This is a genomic window from Pseudomonas guariconensis (assembly GCF_040822035.1).
GTDB classification, from domain to species: Bacteria; Pseudomonadota; Gammaproteobacteria; order Pseudomonadales; family Pseudomonadaceae; genus Aquipseudomonas; species Aquipseudomonas guariconensis.
The window spans coordinates 1,536,928-1,555,402 of record NZ_CP162012.1; the positions used below are offsets into that span (position 1 = coordinate 1,536,928).

17 protein-coding genes are annotated in these 18,475 nt (G+C 62.7%); 8 read left to right on the top strand and 9 right to left on the bottom strand.

Annotated elements, in window-relative coordinates:
- Both AB1N67_RS06990 and AB1N67_RS06995 read left to right on the top strand, forming a co-directional pair.
- Entirely contained in the window at positions 1–1,788 is a 1,788-nt protein-coding gene (locus AB1N67_RS06990; RefSeq protein WP_182941522.1) for a GMC family oxidoreductase, read from the top strand.
- A 10-nt stretch (positions 1,789–1,798) separates the two neighbouring features.
- Positions 1,799–3,112: a cytochrome c gene (locus AB1N67_RS06995; RefSeq protein ID WP_367863624.1), complete on the top strand. Its 1,314-nt coding sequence runs from the start codon at positions 1,799–1,801 to the stop codon at positions 3,110–3,112.
- Positions 3,113–3,199: 87 nt separating this feature from the next.
- Here AB1N67_RS06995 and AB1N67_RS07000 read toward each other — a convergent pair whose 3' ends face one another.
- A complete protein-coding gene (locus tag AB1N67_RS07000) occupies positions 3,200–3,685 on the bottom strand; it encodes a hypothetical protein (protein ID WP_232092049.1) in 486 nt (161 codons plus the stop codon).
- A 218-nt stretch (positions 3,686–3,903) separates the two neighbouring features.
- On the opposite strand from AB1N67_RS07000, the gene AB1N67_RS07005 reads away from it, so the two are divergent.
- Positions 3,904–4,902 (top strand): diguanylate cyclase, encoded by a 999-nt coding sequence (locus AB1N67_RS07005; RefSeq protein ID WP_043210958.1) that lies wholly within the window; start codon positions 3,904–3,906, stop codon positions 4,900–4,902.
- A 196-nt stretch (positions 4,903–5,098) separates the two neighbouring features.
- On the opposite strand, the gene lpdA is transcribed toward AB1N67_RS07005, so the two are convergent.
- From lpdA to AB1N67_RS07025, 4 genes are read right to left on the bottom strand one after another with little or no spacing between them, the layout of a single operon-like run.
- Positions 5,099–6,478 (bottom strand): dihydrolipoyl dehydrogenase, encoded by a 1,380-nt coding sequence (gene lpdA / locus AB1N67_RS07010; RefSeq protein WP_043210956.1) that lies wholly within the window; start codon positions 6,476–6,478, stop codon positions 5,099–5,101.
- A gap of 2 nt (positions 6,479–6,480) precedes the next feature.
- On the bottom strand, positions 6,481–7,758 hold the full coding sequence (locus tag AB1N67_RS07015; protein ID WP_367863625.1) for a dihydrolipoamide acetyltransferase family protein: 1,278 nt from the start codon (positions 7,756–7,758) through the stop codon (positions 6,481–6,483).
- Positions 7,759–8,817 (bottom strand): alpha-ketoacid dehydrogenase subunit beta, encoded by a 1,059-nt coding sequence (locus tag AB1N67_RS07020; RefSeq protein WP_043210951.1) that lies wholly within the window; start codon positions 8,815–8,817, stop codon positions 7,759–7,761.
- A gap of 1 nt (position 8,818) precedes the next feature.
- Positions 8,819–10,051 carry a 3-methyl-2-oxobutanoate dehydrogenase (2-methylpropanoyl-transferring) subunit alpha gene (locus tag AB1N67_RS07025; RefSeq protein ID WP_043210948.1) on the bottom strand — a complete coding sequence of 411 codons (1,233 nt, stop codon included), beginning with the start codon at positions 10,049–10,051 and terminating at the stop codon, positions 8,819–8,821.
- A 197-nt stretch (positions 10,052–10,248) separates the two neighbouring features.
- Here AB1N67_RS07025 and bkdR point away from each other — a divergent pair, with 197 nt between their 5' ends.
- The 3 genes from bkdR to AB1N67_RS07040 all read left to right on the top strand — a co-directional run bounded on the left by bkdR (position 10,249) and on the right by AB1N67_RS07040 (position 13,736).
- Positions 10,249–10,734 carry a Bkd operon transcriptional regulator BkdR gene (gene bkdR / locus AB1N67_RS07030; protein WP_043210945.1) on the top strand — a complete coding sequence of 162 codons (486 nt, stop codon included), beginning with the start codon at positions 10,249–10,251 and terminating at the stop codon, positions 10,732–10,734.
- Positions 10,735–11,019: 285 nt separating this feature from the next.
- Entirely contained in the window at positions 11,020–12,261 is a 1,242-nt protein-coding gene (locus AB1N67_RS07035; protein ID WP_367863857.1) for a glutamine synthetase family protein, read from the top strand.
- A gap of 131 nt (positions 12,262–12,392) precedes the next feature.
- Complete coding sequence (locus tag AB1N67_RS07040) at positions 12,393–13,736, top strand: MFS transporter (RefSeq protein ID WP_043210941.1); 1,344 nt, start codon at positions 12,393–12,395, stop codon at positions 13,734–13,736.
- Between the two features lie 76 nt (positions 13,737–13,812).
- Here the strand turns inward: AB1N67_RS07040 and AB1N67_RS07045 are convergent, their stop codons facing one another.
- The 4 genes from AB1N67_RS07045 to flgA all read right to left on the bottom strand — a co-directional run bounded on the left by AB1N67_RS07045 (position 13,813) and on the right by flgA (position 16,397).
- The gene (locus AB1N67_RS07045; RefSeq protein ID WP_043210939.1) at positions 13,813–14,556 is read right to left on the bottom strand and encodes a flagellar brake protein; all 744 of its coding nucleotides are present in this window, start codon (positions 14,554–14,556) and stop codon (positions 13,813–13,815) included.
- An 80-nt stretch (positions 14,557–14,636) separates the two neighbouring features.
- Positions 14,637–15,104, bottom strand: coding sequence for a flagella synthesis protein FlgN (locus tag AB1N67_RS07050; RefSeq protein WP_043210937.1), 468 nt, complete (start codon positions 15,102–15,104; stop codon positions 14,637–14,639).
- A gap of 46 nt (positions 15,105–15,150) precedes the next feature.
- Entirely contained in the window at positions 15,151–15,459 is a 309-nt protein-coding gene (gene flgM, locus AB1N67_RS07055) for a flagellar biosynthesis anti-sigma factor FlgM (protein WP_043210935.1), read from the bottom strand.
- 185 nt (positions 15,460–15,644) lie between these two features.
- A complete protein-coding gene (gene flgA / locus AB1N67_RS07060; RefSeq protein ID WP_367863626.1) occupies positions 15,645–16,397 on the bottom strand; it encodes a flagellar basal body P-ring formation chaperone FlgA in 753 nt (250 codons plus the stop codon).
- A gap of 63 nt (positions 16,398–16,460) precedes the next feature.
- Between flgA and AB1N67_RS07065 the strand changes: the two genes are divergently transcribed.
- Together AB1N67_RS07065 and cheR are read left to right on the top strand one after the other, a co-directional pair.
- Positions 16,461–17,390, top strand: coding sequence for a chemotaxis protein CheV (locus AB1N67_RS07065; RefSeq protein WP_043210931.1), 930 nt, complete (start codon positions 16,461–16,463; stop codon positions 17,388–17,390).
- A 50-nt stretch (positions 17,391–17,440) separates the two neighbouring features.
- Positions 17,441–18,268, top strand: coding sequence for a protein-glutamate O-methyltransferase CheR (gene cheR, locus AB1N67_RS07070; protein WP_043210928.1), 828 nt, complete (start codon positions 17,441–17,443; stop codon positions 18,266–18,268).
- Positions 18,269–18,475 lie beyond the last annotated feature (207 nt).

Consider the following 18,475-nt stretch of genomic DNA (forward strand, 5'->3'; position numbering starts at 1 on the left):
ATGGCCCAAGTGATGAAGAAAGTCGATGCAGTCATCGTCGGGTTCGGCTGGACCGGCGCGATCATGGCCAAGGAGCTGACCGAGGCAGGCTTGCACGTGGTGGCGCTGGAGCGAGGCCCTGCCCGTGACACCTACCCGGACGGGGTCTATCCGCAGACCATGGACGAGCTGACCTACAACTCGCGCAAGAAGCTGTTCATGGACATCTCTCGCGAAACCGTGACCTTGCGCCACAGCGTGAACGACCTTGCCGTCCCGTACCGCCAGTTCGGCGCTTTCCTGCCTGGCACAGGCACCGGAGGGGCAGGGCTGCACTGGTCAGGCGTGCACTTTCGGGTCGACCCGATGGAACTGCGCATGCGCAGCCATTACGAGGAACGTTATGGCAAGGCTTTCATCCCTGAGGGCATGACCATCCAGGACTTTGGTGTCAGCTACGAAGAGCTCGAGCCGTACTTCGATTTCGCCGAAAAAGTCTTTGGCACCTCCGGCACCGCCTGGACGATCAAGGGGCAGGTGGTGGGCCGCGACAAAGGTGGCAACCCGTTCGCTGCGGACCGCTCCGATGACTTCCCGCTGCCGGCGCAAAAGAACACCGTTTCGGCGCAGCTGTTCGAGAAGGCTGCCCGGGAAGTGGGCTACCACCCCTACAACCTGCCTTCGGCCAATACCTCCGGGCCTTACACCAACCCTTACGGCGCGCAGATGGGGCCGTGCAATTTCTGCGGATTCTGCAGTGGCTACGCCTGCTACATGTATTCCAAGGCATCGCCCAATGTGAACATTCTTCCGGCCCTGCGCCAGGTGCCGAACTTCGAGCTGCGCAACAATGCCCATGTGCTGCGGGTGAACCTCAATGCCGAGAAGAACCTCGCCACCGGCGTGACCTACGTCGATGCCCAGGGCCGTGAAGTGGAGCAACCGGCGGACCTGGTGATCCTCGGTGCGTTCCAGTTCAACAATGTGCGCCTGATGCTGCTCTCGGGCATCGGCAAGCCGTACGATCCGATCAGCAATGAAGGCGTCGTGGGCCGCAACTTCGCCTTCCAGAACCTCTCCACCGTGACGGCGTTCTTCGACAAGAACAGCCACCACACCAACCCGTTCATCGGCGCCGGGGGCAATGGCGTGGCGGTGGACGATTTCAATGCCGACAACTTCGACCACGGCCCCGAAGGGTTCGTGGGCGGCTCGCCGTTCTGGGTCAACCAGGCCGGGACCAAACCCATCTCCGGTACCAAGGTGCCGCCGGGCACGCCCAAATGGGGCAGCGCCTGGAAAGCCGCAGTGGCCGATAGCTACAGCCATATGCTGTCGATGGATGCCCATGGTGCGCATCAGTCCTATCGCGACAACTACCTGGATCTGGACCCGGTGTACAAGGACGCCTACGGCCAGCCGCTGTTGCGCATGACCTTCGACTGGAAGGACAACGACGTGAAGATGAATCGCTTCATGGTCGAGCGCATGCGCAAGATCGCCGAGGCCATGGGGCCCAAGGCGATCACCGCGTCGATGAAGGCGTTCGGTCAGCATTTCGACGCCACGGTGTACCAGACCACTCATTTGAATGGCGGGGCGATCATGGGCACCGATCCGAAGACCAGCGCGATCAATCGGTACCTGCAAAGCTGGGATGTCCACAACGTGTTCGTGCCAGGCGCTTCGGCCTTCCCACAAGGGCTGGGCTACAACCCCACCGGTCTGGTAGCGGCGCTGACGTACTGGTCGGCGCGGGCCATTCGCGAGCAGTACCTGAAAAATCCCGGCCCGCTGGTGCAGGCATAGGAGGCCGACCATGAAACGTATTCTGATCGCCGCCCTGAGCCTGGGCGCCAGCACCCTGTTGCACGCAGCCCAGATGAGCGACCCGGCCTTGATCAAGCAGGGCGAATACCTCGCCCGGGCTGGGGATTGCGTGGCCTGCCACACCGCCAAGGGGGGCAAGCCCTTCGCCGGTGGGCTGCCCATGCAGACGCCCATCGGCACGATCTATTCGACCAACATCACCCCGGATCCGACCGGCATTGGCGACTACAGCCTCGAAGACTTCGAGCGTGCCGTGCGCCAGGGCATCGGGCTGAACGGCAGCACGTTGTATCCGGCCATGCCCTATCCGTCCTATGCGCGGGTCAGCGATGACGACATCAAGGCCTTGTATGCCTATTTCATGCACGGCGTGCAGCCGGTTGAGCAGGCAAACAAAGAGAGCGATATCCCCTGGCCGCTGAGCATGCGCTGGCCGCTGGCGTTCTGGCGTGGTTTGTTCGCACCTGAGGTCAAACCGTTCGACGCAGCAGGACGTGACCCGGTACTGGCCCGTGGCGCCTACCTGGTCGAAGGCCTTGGCCACTGCGGCGCCTGCCATACGCCCCGGGCTTTGACCATGCAGGAAAAAGCCCTGGATGCTGCCGGTGGGGATGCCTACCTCTCCGGCAGCGCGCCGCTGGAAGGCTGGATCGCCAAGAACCTGCGAGGGGATCGCAAGGATGGCCTGGGCAGTTGGAGCGAGGCGCAAATCGTCGCCTTCCTCAAGACCGGGCGAAACGAGCGTACCGCGGTGTTCGGTGGCATGAGCGATGTGGTCGAGCACAGCATGCAGTACATGACCGAGGCCGACCTGACTGCCATTGCCCGCTACCTGAAGTCCTTGCCGCCGGTGAATCCGGACGACAAGCCATTCCAGGAAGATCGCCAGGTCGCCGAGGCATTGTGGAAAGGGGACGATACCAAGCCCGGCGCGGCTCTCTACGTGGACAACTGCGCTGCCTGTCATCGCACCGATGGCAAGGGCTATGCGAGGGTGTTCCCGGCGTTGGCGGGCAACCCGGTGTTGCAGAGCGCTGATGCCACCTCGTTGATCCACATCGTGCTCGACGGCTATACCCTGCCGGCCACGGCAACTGCGCCATCGACGTTCACCATGCCGGGTTTCGCCTGGCGCATGACGGACCAGGAGGTAGCCGATGTGGTCAACTTCATTCGCAGCAGTTGGGGTAACCAGGCAGCGTCGGTGACGGCCAGCCAGGTGGCTGATTTGCGCACCGCGCCTCGGCCTGCACTGAAGGCGCAGTCGCTGATCGGCGATACCACAGGAGTGAAGGAGCCGTGAGGTGACAGGGGGCTGCGTTGCGGCCCATCCCAGGCGTGGCCAGCTCCCACAAGCGCAGCGCTAGCCTTGTGGGAGGTGGCTGCGCGCTTACAGCTCCACGTCCTGGCGCCCGGCCATCTTCGCCTGGGTCTTGAGCTCTACGTCTTCTTGCATTCGCTGGGCGATCTGCTGGTCGATCTTTTCCTTCTGCTCAGGCGGCAAGGCGTTGTATTCCTCCTCGCTCAGGCCCAGCTCGGCGAGGTACTTCTCCTTGATCTTCTCTTCCGGTGATTTGGCCATGTAGTCGCGGAACGCCTCCAGGGCACCGCTGGTGTCCTGCTCGTTGACGCTGGCCTGCTGGCGCGCGGCGACGTCCGGGTTCTGCAGCATCACCATGAGTTTGGCGAAGGCTTCCTTGCGTGCATCCTCGGCGTTCTGCCCGGAGGTGCTGCTCTGGCCGTTCTGCTGTGGCGTGGCGGTGGCAGGGGCGACGGGCAGGCGCATCGGCAGCACTGCGGCCAACGGCTGCTCGGCGCCGGTGCGGTTGTACTGCTGAACGGCAGTCTGCCAGCCCAGGCCATTAAGGGTGATCATCAGGTTTGCTCCTTGCGAATCAATGACGCCACCGAAGGGGCAAAACCTGTGCCAGCGGCTTGAAAAGGCATGAAAGCGGCCGCATCGGCTATCTGGATCCAATCGAGTTTGGCGCTAAGCTTGCCATTCAGAGGCACAGGTTTGCCGCTTGGCGGCAATCACCATGACCATCAGCAGCCCAGAAAGGCGCAGTTGCTGGACACCAGGAGAGAGCGTCCATGAGTCAGCAGTCCAGGCCGATGCCTGCCGGCTTCAGCGAGCAGCAACTGCATACCTTGTTCGACCTGATCAGCGACGGCATCTGGGATTGGGATGCCAACTCCGGGTACGTGTACCGCAACCCTGGCTGGTACGCCATGCTCGGCTACGAGAGCCACTCGATGGCCAACACCGTGCTGACCTGGGAGAGCGTGATCCACCCCGAGGACTACCCACGGGTGATGGCCCACTTCGAGGCTTACATCAACCAGCGCAACGAGCGCTACCGCATCGAATACCGTTGCCGCTGCCAGGATGGCAGCTATCTGTGGATCGAAGACAGCGGCCACATTATCGCCCGCAACGAAGATGGCTCGGTGGCGCGCATGCTCGGCGCCCACCGCAACATCGACGCGGGCAAGCGCTTGGTGATCGAACTGCAGCAGAGGAACCAGTCGCTGGAAACCCAGGTAGCCGAGCGTACCCGCGAGCTGTCCTGGGTCAATCAGCAACTGCAGCGCCAGCTTGACGAGAATCTCGAGCTCGCCGAGCGCGACGCCCTGACCCGCACCGCCAATCGTTATCGGCTGGAAAAGACCCTACGCCAGGAGTGCGAGCGTGCCCGGCGCTTCCGCCAGCCGTTGTCGCTGATTGTCATGGATGTGGACGATTTCAAGCCGATCAACGACCGCTACGGCCATGCCCGAGGCGATGCAGCGCTGGTCGAGGCGGTGGAGCGCGTCCGGGCGTGTTTGCGCAAGCAGGACCTGCTGGCGCGCTGGGGAGGCGACGAATTTGTCGCCGTCTTGCCCCAGACCCCGGTGGAGCAGGCGGTGGAGCTGGCTACGCAGATCCGCCAGGCGCTGGACGACATGGAGCCGATCGGCGATTGTCGCCTGTCCATGAGTTTTGGCGTGGTGCGCTGGCAGGACGATGAGGACCAGCATGGTCTGTTGGCGCGCGCTGACCAAGCGCTGTACCGGGCCAAGGCTGCGGGCAAGAACACCATCTTCGAGTGAGGGCCACCCCCTGTTCTTGAGCGTCGTGCACACCTTAGGGGAGCGGGTCTACCCGCGAATGCGTCGTTGAGTGCGCTGCCGCAGCCGCGGGTAAACCCGCTTCTACAGACATCGGCGAAATCCGGGGAATGAGGACAAAAAAATGCCCGCCGCGCCTGGGGCGCAGCGGGCCAAATCGGCTGTCGCCGCTTCAGTGTCAGATATGCAGTGCGTGGCCCAGGGCCCGCAATGCCGCTTCCTGGACCGTCTCGCCCAGGGTCGGGTGGGCGTGGATGGTGCCGGCGATGTCTTCCAGGCGGGCACCCATTTCCAGGGATTGGGCAAAGGCGGTGGACAGTTCCGAGACCGCCACCCCTACGGCCTGCCAGCCGAGGATCAGGTGGTTGTCACGGCGGGCTACCACCCGCACGAAGCCACTTTTCGATTCCAGGGTCATGGCCCGGCCGTTGGCGGCGAAGGGGAACTGCGCGACGATGCAATCCAGGCCTTGCTGGCTTGCTTGCTCGGGCGTCTTGCCGACCACCACCACTTCCGGGTCGGTGAAGCACACCGCCGCGATGGCGCTAGGCTCGAAGCGCCGTGACTTGCCCGCGATAATTTCCGCGACCATCTCGCCCTGGGCCATGGCCCGGTGGGCCAGCATCGGTTCGCCCGCCACATCCCCGATGGCCCAGACGTTGCGCATGCTGGTCTGGCAGCGCTCGTCGATGGCCACGGCCGCGCCGTTCATCTTCAGGTCCAGGCACTCGAGGTTGAAGCCCTGGGTGCGTGGTCGACGGCCCACAGCGACCAGCACCTGATCGGCCTCCAGGCGCAGTTGGCCGCCCTGGCCGTCGTTGGCGAGCAGGCAACCGTTCTCATAGCCTTCGACGCTGTGGCCCAGGTACAGGGCGATGCCCAGTTTCTTCACCGAGTCGGCCACCGGCTGGGTCAGTTCGCCGTCATAGGTCGGCAGGATGCGCTCGCGCGCTTCCACCACGCTGACTTGGACGCCCAGTTTGCGGTACGCAATGCCGAGCTCCAGGCCAATGTAGCCACCGCCGACCACCACCAGATGACGGGGCAGGGCTTTCGGGGCCAGGGCCTCGGTGGAGGAAATCACCGCGCCGCCCAGCGGCAGCATGGGCAATTCCACGCTGGTGGAGCCGGTTGCCAGCAGCAAGTGCTCGCATTGGATTTTCTGGCCGTCGACCTCGACGCTCTTGCCGTCTAGGATCTTCGCCCAGCCATGGATCACCTTGACCCCGTTCTTCTTGAGCAAGGCGGCAACGCCGGAGGTCAGGCGATCGACGATGCCGTCCTTCCAGGCGATGCTGCGGGTGATGTCCAGGCGCGGCGAAGATACGCTGATGCCCAGCGCCGATTGCTCATCGTGGTGACAGGCCTGGTGGAACTGCTCGGCCACATGGATCAGTGCTTTGGACGGAATGCAGCCGATGTTCAGGCAAGTGCCGCCAAGGGCCTGGCCTTCGACCAGTACCGTAGGGATGCCCAGTTGGCCGGCGCGAATGGCGGCGATGTAACCGCCAGGGCCGCCACCGATGATCAGCAGGGTCGTGTTGAGGATCGGTTGCATGCTTACTCCATGAACAGGCAGGCAGGTTGTTCCAGCAGGCCGCGCACGGCCTGAATGAACAAGGCGGCATCCATGCCATCGACCACCCGGTGGTCGAAGGAGCTGGACAGGTTCATCATCTTGCGCACGACGATCTGGCCATCGACCACGACCGGCCGTTCGACCATGCGGTTGACGCCCACGATGGCCACTTCCGGTGTGTTGACCACCGGCGTGCTGGCAATGCCGCCCAGTGCGCCGAGGCTGGTCAGGGTGATGGTCGAGCCGGAGAGTTCCTCGCGGCTGGCCTTGTTGCTGCGCGCGGCATTGGCCAGGCGAGCGATCTCGCTGGCGTTGCTCCACAGGCTGCCGGCTTCGGCATGGCGCAACACCGGCACCATCAGGCCGTTGTCGCCTTGGGTGGCGATACCCACGTGCACCGCGCCGTGGCGGGTGATGACCTGGGCTTCGTCGTCATAGGTGGCGTTGATCTGCGGGAAGTCGCGCAGGGCCACGACCATGGCGCGCACGATGAACGGCAGCAAGGTCAATTTGCCGCGGTCTTGGCCGTGCTTGGCGTTCAGTTGCTGGCGCAGGGCCTCGAGGGCGGTGACGTCGATTTCTTCGACATAGCTGAAGTGCGCGACGCGACGCTTGGCATCCTGCATGCGCTGGGCGATCTTGCGGCGCAGGCCGATCACTGGAATCTGCTCGCTGTCGGTGCGCTTGCCATAGCCACTTGGCGCCTGGCCGGCCGTGCTGTGCGGCTTGCTGATGAAGGCGTCGAGGTCTTCGTGCAGGATGCGCCCGGCCGGGCCGCTGCCGTGCACGTAACGCAGCTCGATACCGGCATCCAGCGCGCGCTTGCGCACCGCTGGGGAGGCCAGGGGTTTTTCGCCCGCCTGGCGTGGCACGATCGGCGCGGCGACGCTGGCGCTGGACACGGGGCTGGCGGTCGGCTGCGGTTCGAGGCGCGGTGCGGCAGCAACCGGGGCGGGTGCGGCTGGCGCGACGGTTTCGACCGGCTTGGCATGGGGTTCGTCCACGTGGTTGCCGCTGCCTTCGACTTCGATACGGATCAGCTCGCTGCCGACCGCCATCACCTCACCGGGCTGGCCGCCCAGGGCCAATACCTTGCCGCTGACCGGCGAGGGGATCTCCACGGTGGCTTTGTCGGTCATGACATCGGCCACCACCTGGTCTTCGGCGATCACATCGCCGACCTTGACGAACCACTCCACCAACTCGACTTGTGCGATGCCTTCGCCGATGTCCGGCATCTTGATGACGTGCGTGCCCATTCAGACCTCCATGACCCGTTTCAATGCCGCACCTACCCGCGAAGGTCCTGGGAAGTAGGCCCATTCCTGTGCATGGGGATAGGGGGTGTCCCAACCGGTGACGCGCTCGATCGGCGCTTCGAGGTGATGGAAGCAGTGCTCCTGCACCAGCGACACCAGTTCGGCGCCGAAGCCGCAGGTGCGGGTCGCCTCATGGACCACCACGCAGCGGCCGGTCTTCTTCACCGATTCGACGATGGTTTCCAGGTCCAATGGCCACAGGCTGCGCAGGTCGATGACTTCGGCATCGACGCCGGTCTCTTCGGCGGCCACTTGGGACACATACACCGTGGTGCCATAGGTCAGTACGGTGACATCGTTACCTGGGCGGACGATGGCGGCTTTGTCCAGCGGTACCTGGTAGTAACCATCGGGCACTGCACTTTGCGGATGCTTGGACCACGGCGTTACCGGGCGGTCGTGGTGGCCGTCGAACGGGCCGTTGTACAGGCGCTTGGGCTCGAGGAAGATCACTGGGTCGTCGCACTCGATCGAGGCGATCAGCAGGCCTTTGGCGTCATAGGGGTTCGAGGGCATCACGGTGCGCAGGCCGCACACCTGGGTGAACATCGCCTCGGGGCTCTGGCTGTGGGTCTGGCCGCCATAGATGCCACCGCCGCACGGCATACGCAGGGTCAGTGGAGAGATGAACTGGCCGGCCGAGCGATAGCGCAGGCGGGCCATTTCCGAGACGATCTGGTCGGAGGCGGGGTAGAAGTAGTCGGCGAACTGGATCTCCACCACCGGACGCAGACCATAGGCGCCCATGCCCACGGCAGTGCCGACGATGCCGCTTTCGGAGATCGGTGCGTCGAACACGCGGGACTTGCCGTATTTGTTCTGCAGGCCTTCGGTGCAACGGAACACGCCGCCGAAGTAACCGACGTCCTGGCCGTAGATCACCACGTTGTCGTCGCGCTCGAGCATGATGTCCATGGCCGAGCGCAGGGCCTGGATCATGGTCATTGTGGTGGTGGACATGGCGGATTCCAGATGGATGCTGTTGTTGTGATCGTTCATCTCAGACCCCCAGTTCCTGGCGCTGGCGGCGCAGGTGGTCGGGCATTTCCTTGTACACGTCCTCGAACATCGAGGCGGCGCTAGGAATGTGGCCATTGCCCAGGGTGCCGTACTGCTCGGCTTCTTTCTGCGCCTTGATGATCTCGGCCTCGAGCTCGGCGGTGACGGCCTGGTGTTCTTCTTCGGACCAGTGGCCGATAGCGATCAGGTGCTGCTTGAGGCGAGCGATCGGATCGCCCAGCGGGAAGTGGCTCCAGTCATCGGCCGGGCGGTACTTGGATGGATCGTCCGAGGTGGAGTGTGGGCCTGCGCGGTAGGTGACCCATTCGATCAAGGTCGGGCCCATGCCGCGGCGGGCACGTTCGGCGGCCCAGCGCGAGGCGGCGTAGACCGCGATGAAGTCGTTGCCGTCGACCCGCAGGGAGGCGATGCCGCAGCCCACGCCACGGCCTGCGAAGGTGGTGGACTCACCGCCGGCGATGGCCTGGAAGGTCGAGATCGCCCACTGGTTGTTGACCACGTTGAGGATTACCGGGGCGCGGTAGACGTGGGCGAAGGTCAGGGCGGTATGGAAGTCGGACTCGGCCGTGGCGCCGTCGCCGATCCAGGCCGAGGCGATCTTGGTATCGCCCTTGATGGCCGAGGCCATGGCCCAGCCGACGGCCTGGACGAACTGAGTGGCCAGGTTGCCGCTGATAGTGAAGAAGCCTGCCTCGCGCACCGAGTACATGATCGGCAGTTGGCGCCCCTTGAGCGGATCGCGCTCGTTGGACAGCAACTGGCAGATCATCTCGACCAGAGACACGTCCCGGGCCATCAGGATGCTCTGCTGGCGGTAGGTCGGGAAGCACATGTCGGTGTATTGCAAGGCCAGCGCCTGGGCGCTGCCGATGGCTTCCTCGCCCAGGCTCTGCATGTAGAAGGACATCTTCTTCTGGCGCTGGGCAACGACCATGCGGTTGTCGAAGATCCGCGTCTTGAGCATTGCGCGCATGCCCTGGCGCAGGACCTGCGGGTCGATGTCCTCGGCCCATGGACCGACGGCATTGCCTTGTTCGTCCAGCACACGGATGAGGCTGTAGGACAGATCCGCAGTGTCGGCGGGTTCTACATCGATCGGGGGTTTACGGACTAGGCCGGCGTCGTTCAGACGCAGGTAGGAGAAATCGGTCTGGCAGCCTGGCCGGCCGGTAGGCTCGGGCACATGCAGACGCAGGGGGGCGTACTCGTTCATGCTTTTTACGCTCGCTCGAATGTTGTTTTTGTGAGCTTTGAAGCGGTCGCCGCTGAGTACCGGCTTGTGACTGGTAGGTCAGCGCTAACTACATCATAGGGGGACCGCTGAAGAATTTTTCTCTCAAGTTGATTGCCTTTGCCTGACGGCGCAGATAAACATTCCGCATAAACACAAAAAACCGGTGAATTTGTCTCATGCGCAAACTCGATCGCACCGATATCGGCATTCTCAACAGCCTTCAGGAAAATGCCCGCATCACCAACGCAGAGCTGGCCCGCTCGGTGAACCTGTCGCCTACGCCCTGTTTCAACCGGGTCAAGGCAATGGAAGAGCTGGGCGTCATCCGTCAGCAGGTGACCTTGCTCGCACCCGAGGTGCTGGGGCTGGACGTCAACGTGTTCATCCACGTCAGCCTGGAGAAACAGGTGGAGCAGGCGTTGCACCGCTTCGAGGAGGAAATCGCCGAGCGGCCTGAGGTGATGGAGTGCTATTTGATGACCGGCGATCCGGACTACCTGCTGCGCGTACTGTTGCCCAGCATCCAGGCGCTGGAGCGCTTTCTCGACTACCTGACTCGCTTGCCCGGAGTGGCTAACATCCGTTCGAGTTTTGCCCTCAAGCAGGTGCGCTACAAGACCGCGCTGCCGTTGCCGGCCAATGGCATGACCTTGCGCGAATAGCGTCGTATCGGGCTGATGGGAGCCCGAGGTTGCGCCAATCCGATGGCGAATACAGCGGCGCGACCGCGGGTGTTAATAAATTTCCACACTGCCGCCCATCCTCGCTTGATATTTTCAACAGCGGACGCCTATGTTGTGCCTAACGCCATTTCCGGCCTGGAAAACAACAAGAAGGACAGCGTCATGACGACCGAAGCCCCGCGTTCCCTCAGCGAACGTCTGACCGGCATCGACGAGATCGAATGCGTCACCCCCGACCTCAATGGTGTACCCCGCGGCAAGGTGATGACTGCCGAGGGCTTTCTGGAAGGGCGCCGCTTGCAGATGGCTCGGGGTGTATTGCTGCAATGCATCATGGGCGGTTACCCGCCAGCCCGTTTCTATGGCAGCGATGATGGCGACCTGGCCCTGGTGGCCGAACCTGCCCAGATCCATCGCCTGCCCTGGAGCGACGAGCCGCGGGCGCTGGCCGTCTGCGATGCAGTCGAGCTCGACGGTGTGGCGTCCGGACTTTCCACCCGGGGCCAGCTCAAGGCCGTGATCGCGCGCTATGCCGCGCTTGGCCTTGCGCCGGTGGTGGCCACGGAGCTGGAGTTCTTCGTCTTTGCACCGAATACCGATCCGCACCAGCCGTTCTTGCCGCCGGTGGGCAAGGATGGCCGTCGCGAGTTGGGGCACTCGGCGTTCAGCGTCAGTTCCAACAATGGCCTGCGGCCATTTTTCAGCGAGGTGTATCAGTGCATGGCCGCCCTAGGCTTGCCCCGTGACACCTTCATGCACGAGATGGGCGTCAGCCAGTTCGAGATCAATTTGCTTCACGGCGATCCGTTGCTGCTGGCCGACCAGACTTTCCTGTTCAAGCACCTGCTCAAGGAAGTCGCACTCAAGCATGGCCTGACCGTGGTGTGCATGGCCAAGCCCTTGGCCAGAACACCGGGCAGCTCGATGCATATCCACCAGAGCCTGGTGCGCATCGACAGTGGCCGCAACGTCTTCAGCGATGAGGGCGGGCAGCCGACCGATACCTTCCATCACTTCATCGGCGGTCTGCAGGCCTGCATGGCTGACTTCACCGCGCTGTTCGCGCCCAACGTCAACTCCTACCAACGCCTGTGCCACCCGTACGCCTCGCCCAACAATGCCTGTTGGTCCCATGACAACCGAGCCGCCGGCTTGCGCATCCCGGCCAGTTCGCCTGTGGCTCGACGGGTCGAGAACCGGCTGCCTGGGGCCGACGCCAACCCGTACCTGGCCATCGCTGCGAGCTTGGCCGCTGGTCTGCACGGCATCGAGCAGCGCCTGCAACCTACGGCCGCGATCCAGGGCGAGTTCGAAGTGCCGGAGCACCTGAACCTGCCTTGCACCCTGCATGGCGCATTGGAACGCCTCAAGCGCAGCGCATTGGCGCGTCAGATGTTCGGGAACGAATTCATCGAAGGGTATGTCGCAACCAAGACCTTGGAGCTGACGGATTTCCTCGACGAAATCACCCCTTGGGAGCGGCGGGTGCTAGCCGCACAGGCCTGATCGCGACACAACCGACACTGGACACGCCCCCTGGCTGGCTATTTAGCCGATGGGGGCCTGCGCTGCGGCGAATTTGCTTTTATGCTTGCCTGCAAGCTAACGCCACCTGACCAGGGAGCCCGACGGGACGTATGCGAAACATCTGGAAGCCGTTTCAGTCGCTGTATTTCGCTGCCTTGATGATGCTGATCGGCTCGGGCCTGCTCAGTACCTACCTGGCCTTGCGCCTGGCCGCCGACCATGTGGACAGCCTTTGGGTCGGTGCCCTGATGGCCGCCAACTATTTTGGCCTGGCCGTGGGCGGCAAGGTCGGCCACCGGCTGATCGGCCGGGTCGGGCACATCCGCGCCTACGCCACGTGCGCGGGCATCGTCTGCGCGGCGGTGCTCGGCCATGGCATGACCAATTGGCTCCCGGTGTGGGTAGGGCTGCGGATGATCGTGGGCCTGGGGATGATGTGCCAGTACATGGTCATCGAAAGCTGGCTCAACGAGCAGGCCGATGTGAAGCACCGCGGGGCGGTGTTCAGTGGATACATGATCGCCTCCTACCTGGGTTTGGTACTCGGCCAATTGATCCTGGTGGTGCATCCGGAGCTCGGCCCTGAACTGCTGATGCTGGTCGCCATGTGCTTTGCCCTGTGCCTGGTGCCGGTGGCGATGACCCGGCGCATCCACCCGGCACCGTTGCGCCCGGCGCCGATGGAGCCGAAGTTCTTCCTCAAACGGGTACCGCAGTCGTTGTCGACGGTGCTGGGTTCGGGCCTGATCGTAGGTTCTTTCTATGGTCTGGCGCCGCTGTATGCGGCCAAGCAGGGGCTTACCACCGAGCAGATCGGTCTGTTCATGGGGAGCTGCATCTTCGCGGGCTTGGTGGTGCAGTGGCCGCTGGGTTGGCTGTCGGACCGCTATGATCGTGCGGTGCTGATCCGTAGCGTCTCGATCGGTCTGGCGCTGGCTGCATTGCCGCTGGCGGTGCTGCCCAGCGTGCCGCTGGAGTTGCTGTTCGCCGTCGGTTTCGTGATTTCGCTGTTGCAATTTTGCCTCTATCCGCTGGCGGTCGCGTTTTCCAACGACCATGTCGAAAGCGAGCGCCGTGTCTCGCTGACGGCCATGTTGCTGGTGACCTACGGCGTGGGGGCCTGTATCGGTCCGCTGGCGGCGGGTGTGCTGATGAAGGTCCTGGGGCCGCAAATGCTCTATGCCTTCTTCCTGTTCTTCGCCTTGGTGCTGGTGTGGCGGATCCGGCCGAAGGCCGTCACCGGCCTGCATCAGGTGCAGGACGCGCCGCTGGGCCACGTGGCCATGCCAGCGGCGGGCTCACCCTTGTCGGCAGCGCTGGACCCTCGGGTCGATGAGCAGACCGTGCAGGACGTGATGCAAGCGCCGGTGGCGGCCGAAGACACCGAAGCCGAGGAGCAAAAGCCCCGGGAAGAGGCGGGTGCACCCCAGGCCGAGGTCGACAAGTCGGTTTGAGCCGGTCTTCAGGCAAGCTGCAAAGCAATGAAAAACGCCACCCGATGGGTGGCGTTTTTCATTGGACATTCGACACTCAATAGTCGTCTTTGTCGAAGCGTCGTGCCTCGCGCTGCAACTGGTAGACGAAACTCTCGACTTTGCGCTGCATCTGGCCATTGAGGTTGTGAAAGCGCACGCCAGCGAAGGTGGTGTTCAGGCGCTCTTCGAAGTGCAGGTGACGCAGTTCTACCATCGCCTGCGACATGCCCAGCGGATTGCTGGCGGCGAAGCGCTCATACACCTCACCCAGTTGCAGGCGCTCTTCGATGTTGCCTTCAAAGCGCAGCTTGCAGCCTGTGGCGGAGATGTCCAGCAACTTGCCACGCAGGGCGCCCTTGCCCTTGAGTCGTTCACCGTCGAGCACGACATCGACCAGTTGCGACAGCTTGAGCGCGGCGCGGAAGGCGTTGCGGCGCTGGTGGTAGGTCATCTCGGTCGGCAGGGGGGCACGGTAGCAGCGATGGCCATCGATCTCGGTGATGGTGGTCGCGGTGTTGCATTCCCAGGCGATGCGCACGCCATCATGGAAACCTTCGATGCGGAAGGGTTCGCCATTCTCGATGTACTTTTCACCGTCGCGAGGGATCATTTCGTCCAGCGCCAGGGTATTGGCGTCACGGTCCACATGCACGACGTAACTTTGGAACCGCTGGCTGCGCTCAGGGAAGGTGATGATCAGCGGATCGTGGCTATCCAGCAATTGACGCAGGTTGGCTGCGATTTCCAAGGGGGTGGTGAGCACCTTGGGCGGCTGGGGAGCATCGGATGCATTGAACACGGGTAATCAATCTCCAGGCAAAAACGACACACGCAAGTAACGGCATTTTGCCAGTATGTTCCGTGCCTTGATAGAAATAATCACACTTGGCTGATGGCGCGGGCCTTAGCCATGGGCGAGGTGGCGCCGCGGCTGTCATAGAGCGACGGGGAATCGCCACCCATGAGGATTCTGATCTGATTGGCCGTGGCGTGTTGCTGCAGCTGGATGATCCGGCCGTTGGTCTCGTTGACCTTTTGGCAGGCATCCATCAATTGGGTGAGTACGTCGAGTTGTTGCAGCATGACCTCGCCCAGGGAGGATTGCGCGGCCAGGGCCTGCACACCGGCCCGGTCGGCGGATAAGCCCAGGCCGACCAGCAGTTGGTTGCGCCGCATGCCTTGCTGCTCGAGCAGGACGATCAGGGACTGCTTGCGTGCCAGGATGTTCTCCAGCACCTGCATGTCCCGGCCATGCAGGGCGACGGCTTCTTTCTGAAGCAGTTCGAGCAGTTCCTGCGTTGGCGCGATGTCGTCTTCGATCAGTTGCAGCAAAGTGGTGTCGTGCATGGCTGGCTCTTGGCTTTTGCGTCCTTGAAGTCAGCGCCCCGGAGGGTTAGCGCTGGGCTTCGAAATCAAGCAGTTTGCTGGCGACCCGGCCGGCATCGACCTGATAGCTGCCGTCGGCGATCGCCTGTTTCAACTGGGCCACGCGGGCGCTGTTGACTTCTGGCTGGTCGCGCAGCTTGTCGCTGATCTTCTGCAACTGCTGGGCCTCTTGGCTGAGGTGTACCGCTTCTCCGCTGGCAGTCTGTGGCGCTTCGCTGGTTTCGCCGGCTTTCGGGGCGCTACCGGTCGCGGTATTGCTGCGAACCCCGCCCGTGACGGCCGGAGAATTATTCAAACGACTGAAGTCGATGACCATGATCAGAAACCTCTGGGAATTTGGACGCTTGCCCTGTTTTCGGCCAACCCGAAAAAAACTTTAGGCACGAATGTATCGCCACCTGTCGGCAAGCGCGCATGACCCGTTTTCTGACACAGTTTAGGAAAACCCGTTCCCCGTCGCTAGTTTTTATCCTGTCCCGCCTCGCGGGCGCCGCAAATGCCTTACATGGCCACTTCTACCTGTCCAGGCCCAATCACCCGTGCCTTGACCACGCGCTTGGAGTTCAGGTTGCGCACGCGAATCTGCTCAGACAGCCCGCCTTTGCTCAAGGCCTCGCCAGGCATGCGCACGCTAAGGCTGCCACTGCGGGCCGTGATCACCACATGATCGCCCTTGCGTACCACCTCGGCCTGCTCCAGATGCTGGGGCGTCAGGACCTGGTCGAGCACCGTCGGGCGCAGCAGCTTCATGCCCACGGCCTGTTCCAGGCTTGTGAGAAAGCCTTGATTGAGCGTGCCCACGTCGCGCTCACGCAGGCTGACATCGCCTTCGCCAATCACGATCTCGCGCCTGAGCGGGCGGGTCATCACCACCACCTCGCGAAACAGCTTCACCTGGGCCGGGACGAACACGGTCCAGGGGGCGCTGCCGTTGCAGCGTACCCGCACCGTGACCCTGCCCAGCGGCTGTGCTGGACTTTCAAGCGAAGCGTCCAGTTGCTGACTGCACAGCGGCATGCGTAGGCGCGGGTCGAGCGGGTTGACCTGGATCTCGTAGCGACCAGTGGTCTGGGTGGTGGCCAGATAATCCTCCACGGTGAATTCAAGAAACCCCTGGGTGACGCCGATAAGTTGTTCAGGCAAGGTAACCGCATCGGCCAGCGCGCGTGTGCCGGGTGCCAGCAGGCATAGCGCCATTATCAAGCCGGTCATCAGGCGCGTCAGGCGTCGGTAAAATGTCGTTTTCGTGTACATGGCGCTCAAAAAAGCAAAGCCCGTGCCGAGTCGGTAAATGGGCCAAAACTAGAGGAGTCTGGCATGGCTGGAGTCATGGATTCGGTCAACCAGCGCACGCAACTGGTGGGGCAGAATCGTCTGGAGCTGTTGCTGTTCCGCCTCAATGGCGAGCAGCTCTATGGCATTAACGTGTTCAAGGTCCGGGAGGTGTTGCAGTGCCCGGAGCTGACGTTGTTGCCCAAGTCCCACCCGGTGGTGCGTGGGGTGGCCAACATTCGCGGCGCGACCATCCCCATCCTCGACCTGTCGATGGCGACCGGCTTGCCGGGGCTGCAGGAAGAGACGCGCAACAGTTTCGTGATCATCACCGAGTACAACACCAAGACCCAAGGTTTCCTGGTGCATTCGGTCGAGCGCATCGTCAACATGAACTGGGAGGAGATCCATCCGCCACCCAAGGGGACCGGACGTGACCACTACCTGACCGCTGTCACCCGTGTGGACGGGCGGATGGTGGAGGTCATCGACGTAGAGAAAGTTCTTGCCGAAGTGTCGCCATCGTCCGAGGACGTGTCCGTGGGGGTGGTCGATGCCGAGGTGCAAGACAAGGCGATGATGCTGCGCGTGCTGACCGTCGATGATTCGTCGGTGGCGCGCAAGCAGGTCAGCCGTTGCCTGCAGTCGGTAGGGGTGGAGGTGGTAGCCCTCAACGATGGTCGCCAGGCCTTGGACTACCTGAACAAGTTGGTGGAAGAGGGCAAGCGTCCGGAAGAAGAATTCCTGATGATGATCTCCGACATCGAAATGCCGGAGATGGATGGCTACACCCTGACGGCGGAGATTCGCAGCGATCCGCGCATGCAAAAGCTGCACATCCTCCTGCATACTTCGCTGTCCGGGGTCTTCAACCAGGCCATGGTCAAGAAGGTCGGCGCCGACGACTTCCTGGCCAAATTCAAGCCGGACGACCTCGCCCAGCGGGTGGTCGATCGGATCAAGGCGACGCATTGAAACGGCCGGGGGCAACCCCTGGCACCAGGGATTTGAAAGAGGCGGCAGCATTGTCTACGGGTAATTTGGATTTTGAACAGTTCCGGGTCTTCCTGGAGAAAGCCTGTGGCATCTTGCTGGGCGAGAATAAGCAATACCTGGTCTCCAGCCGTCTCAACAAGCTAATGGAGCAGCAGGGCATCAAGTCGCTCGGTGAGCTGGTGCAGCGAATTCAGAGCCAGCCGCGCAGCGGGTTGCGTGAGCAGGTGGTCGATGCGATGACGACCAATGAAACCCTGTGGTTCCGTGACACCTATCCGTTCGAGGTGCTCAAGAACAAGGTGATTCCGGAGTTCATCAAGAACAACCCGGGCCAGCGCCTGCGGATCTGGTCGGCGGCATGCTCCTCGGGGCAAGAGCCGTATTCGATCTCCATGGCCATCGACGAGTTCGAGCGCAGCAACCTGGGGCAACTGAAGATGGGTGCGCAGATCGTTGCCACCGACTTGTCCGGGTCGATGCTGACCAACTGCAAGACCGGTGAATACGACAGCCTGGCCATTGGTCGCGGCTTGTCCCAGGAGCGCCTGCAGCGCTACTTCGACACCAAGGGGCCGGGTCGTTGGGCGGTCAAAGCGCCGATCCGCAGCCGGGTCGAGTTCCGTTCCTTCAACCTGCTCGACAGCTATGCGGCGCTGGGCAAGTTCGACATCGTGTTCTGCCGCAACGTGCTGATCTACTTCTCGGCCCAGGTCAAGAAGGACATCCTCATGCGCATCCACAGCACGCTCAAGCCGGGCGGGTATCTGTTCCTGGGGGCGTCCGAGGCGCTCAACGGGTTGCCGGATCACTACCAGATGGTCCAGTGCAGCCCGGGGATCATCTACCAGGCAAAATAAACCCAGACAGGGGCCGCATCGCGGCCCCTTTTTTTGCCGGTGCCCATTGCCGCTTTGCTGACGCCAAGCGGTAATCCATTGCCGCTTTTCTGGCATTGCCGCCGGCAAGCAGGGCCTCAGTGCCCGGTTTTACTGGGGCTTTATCGCTTGGCACAAACCTTGCTCTAGCTTGCTCACGATTCTTCCGGTCAACCTTCGAAGGTTTCC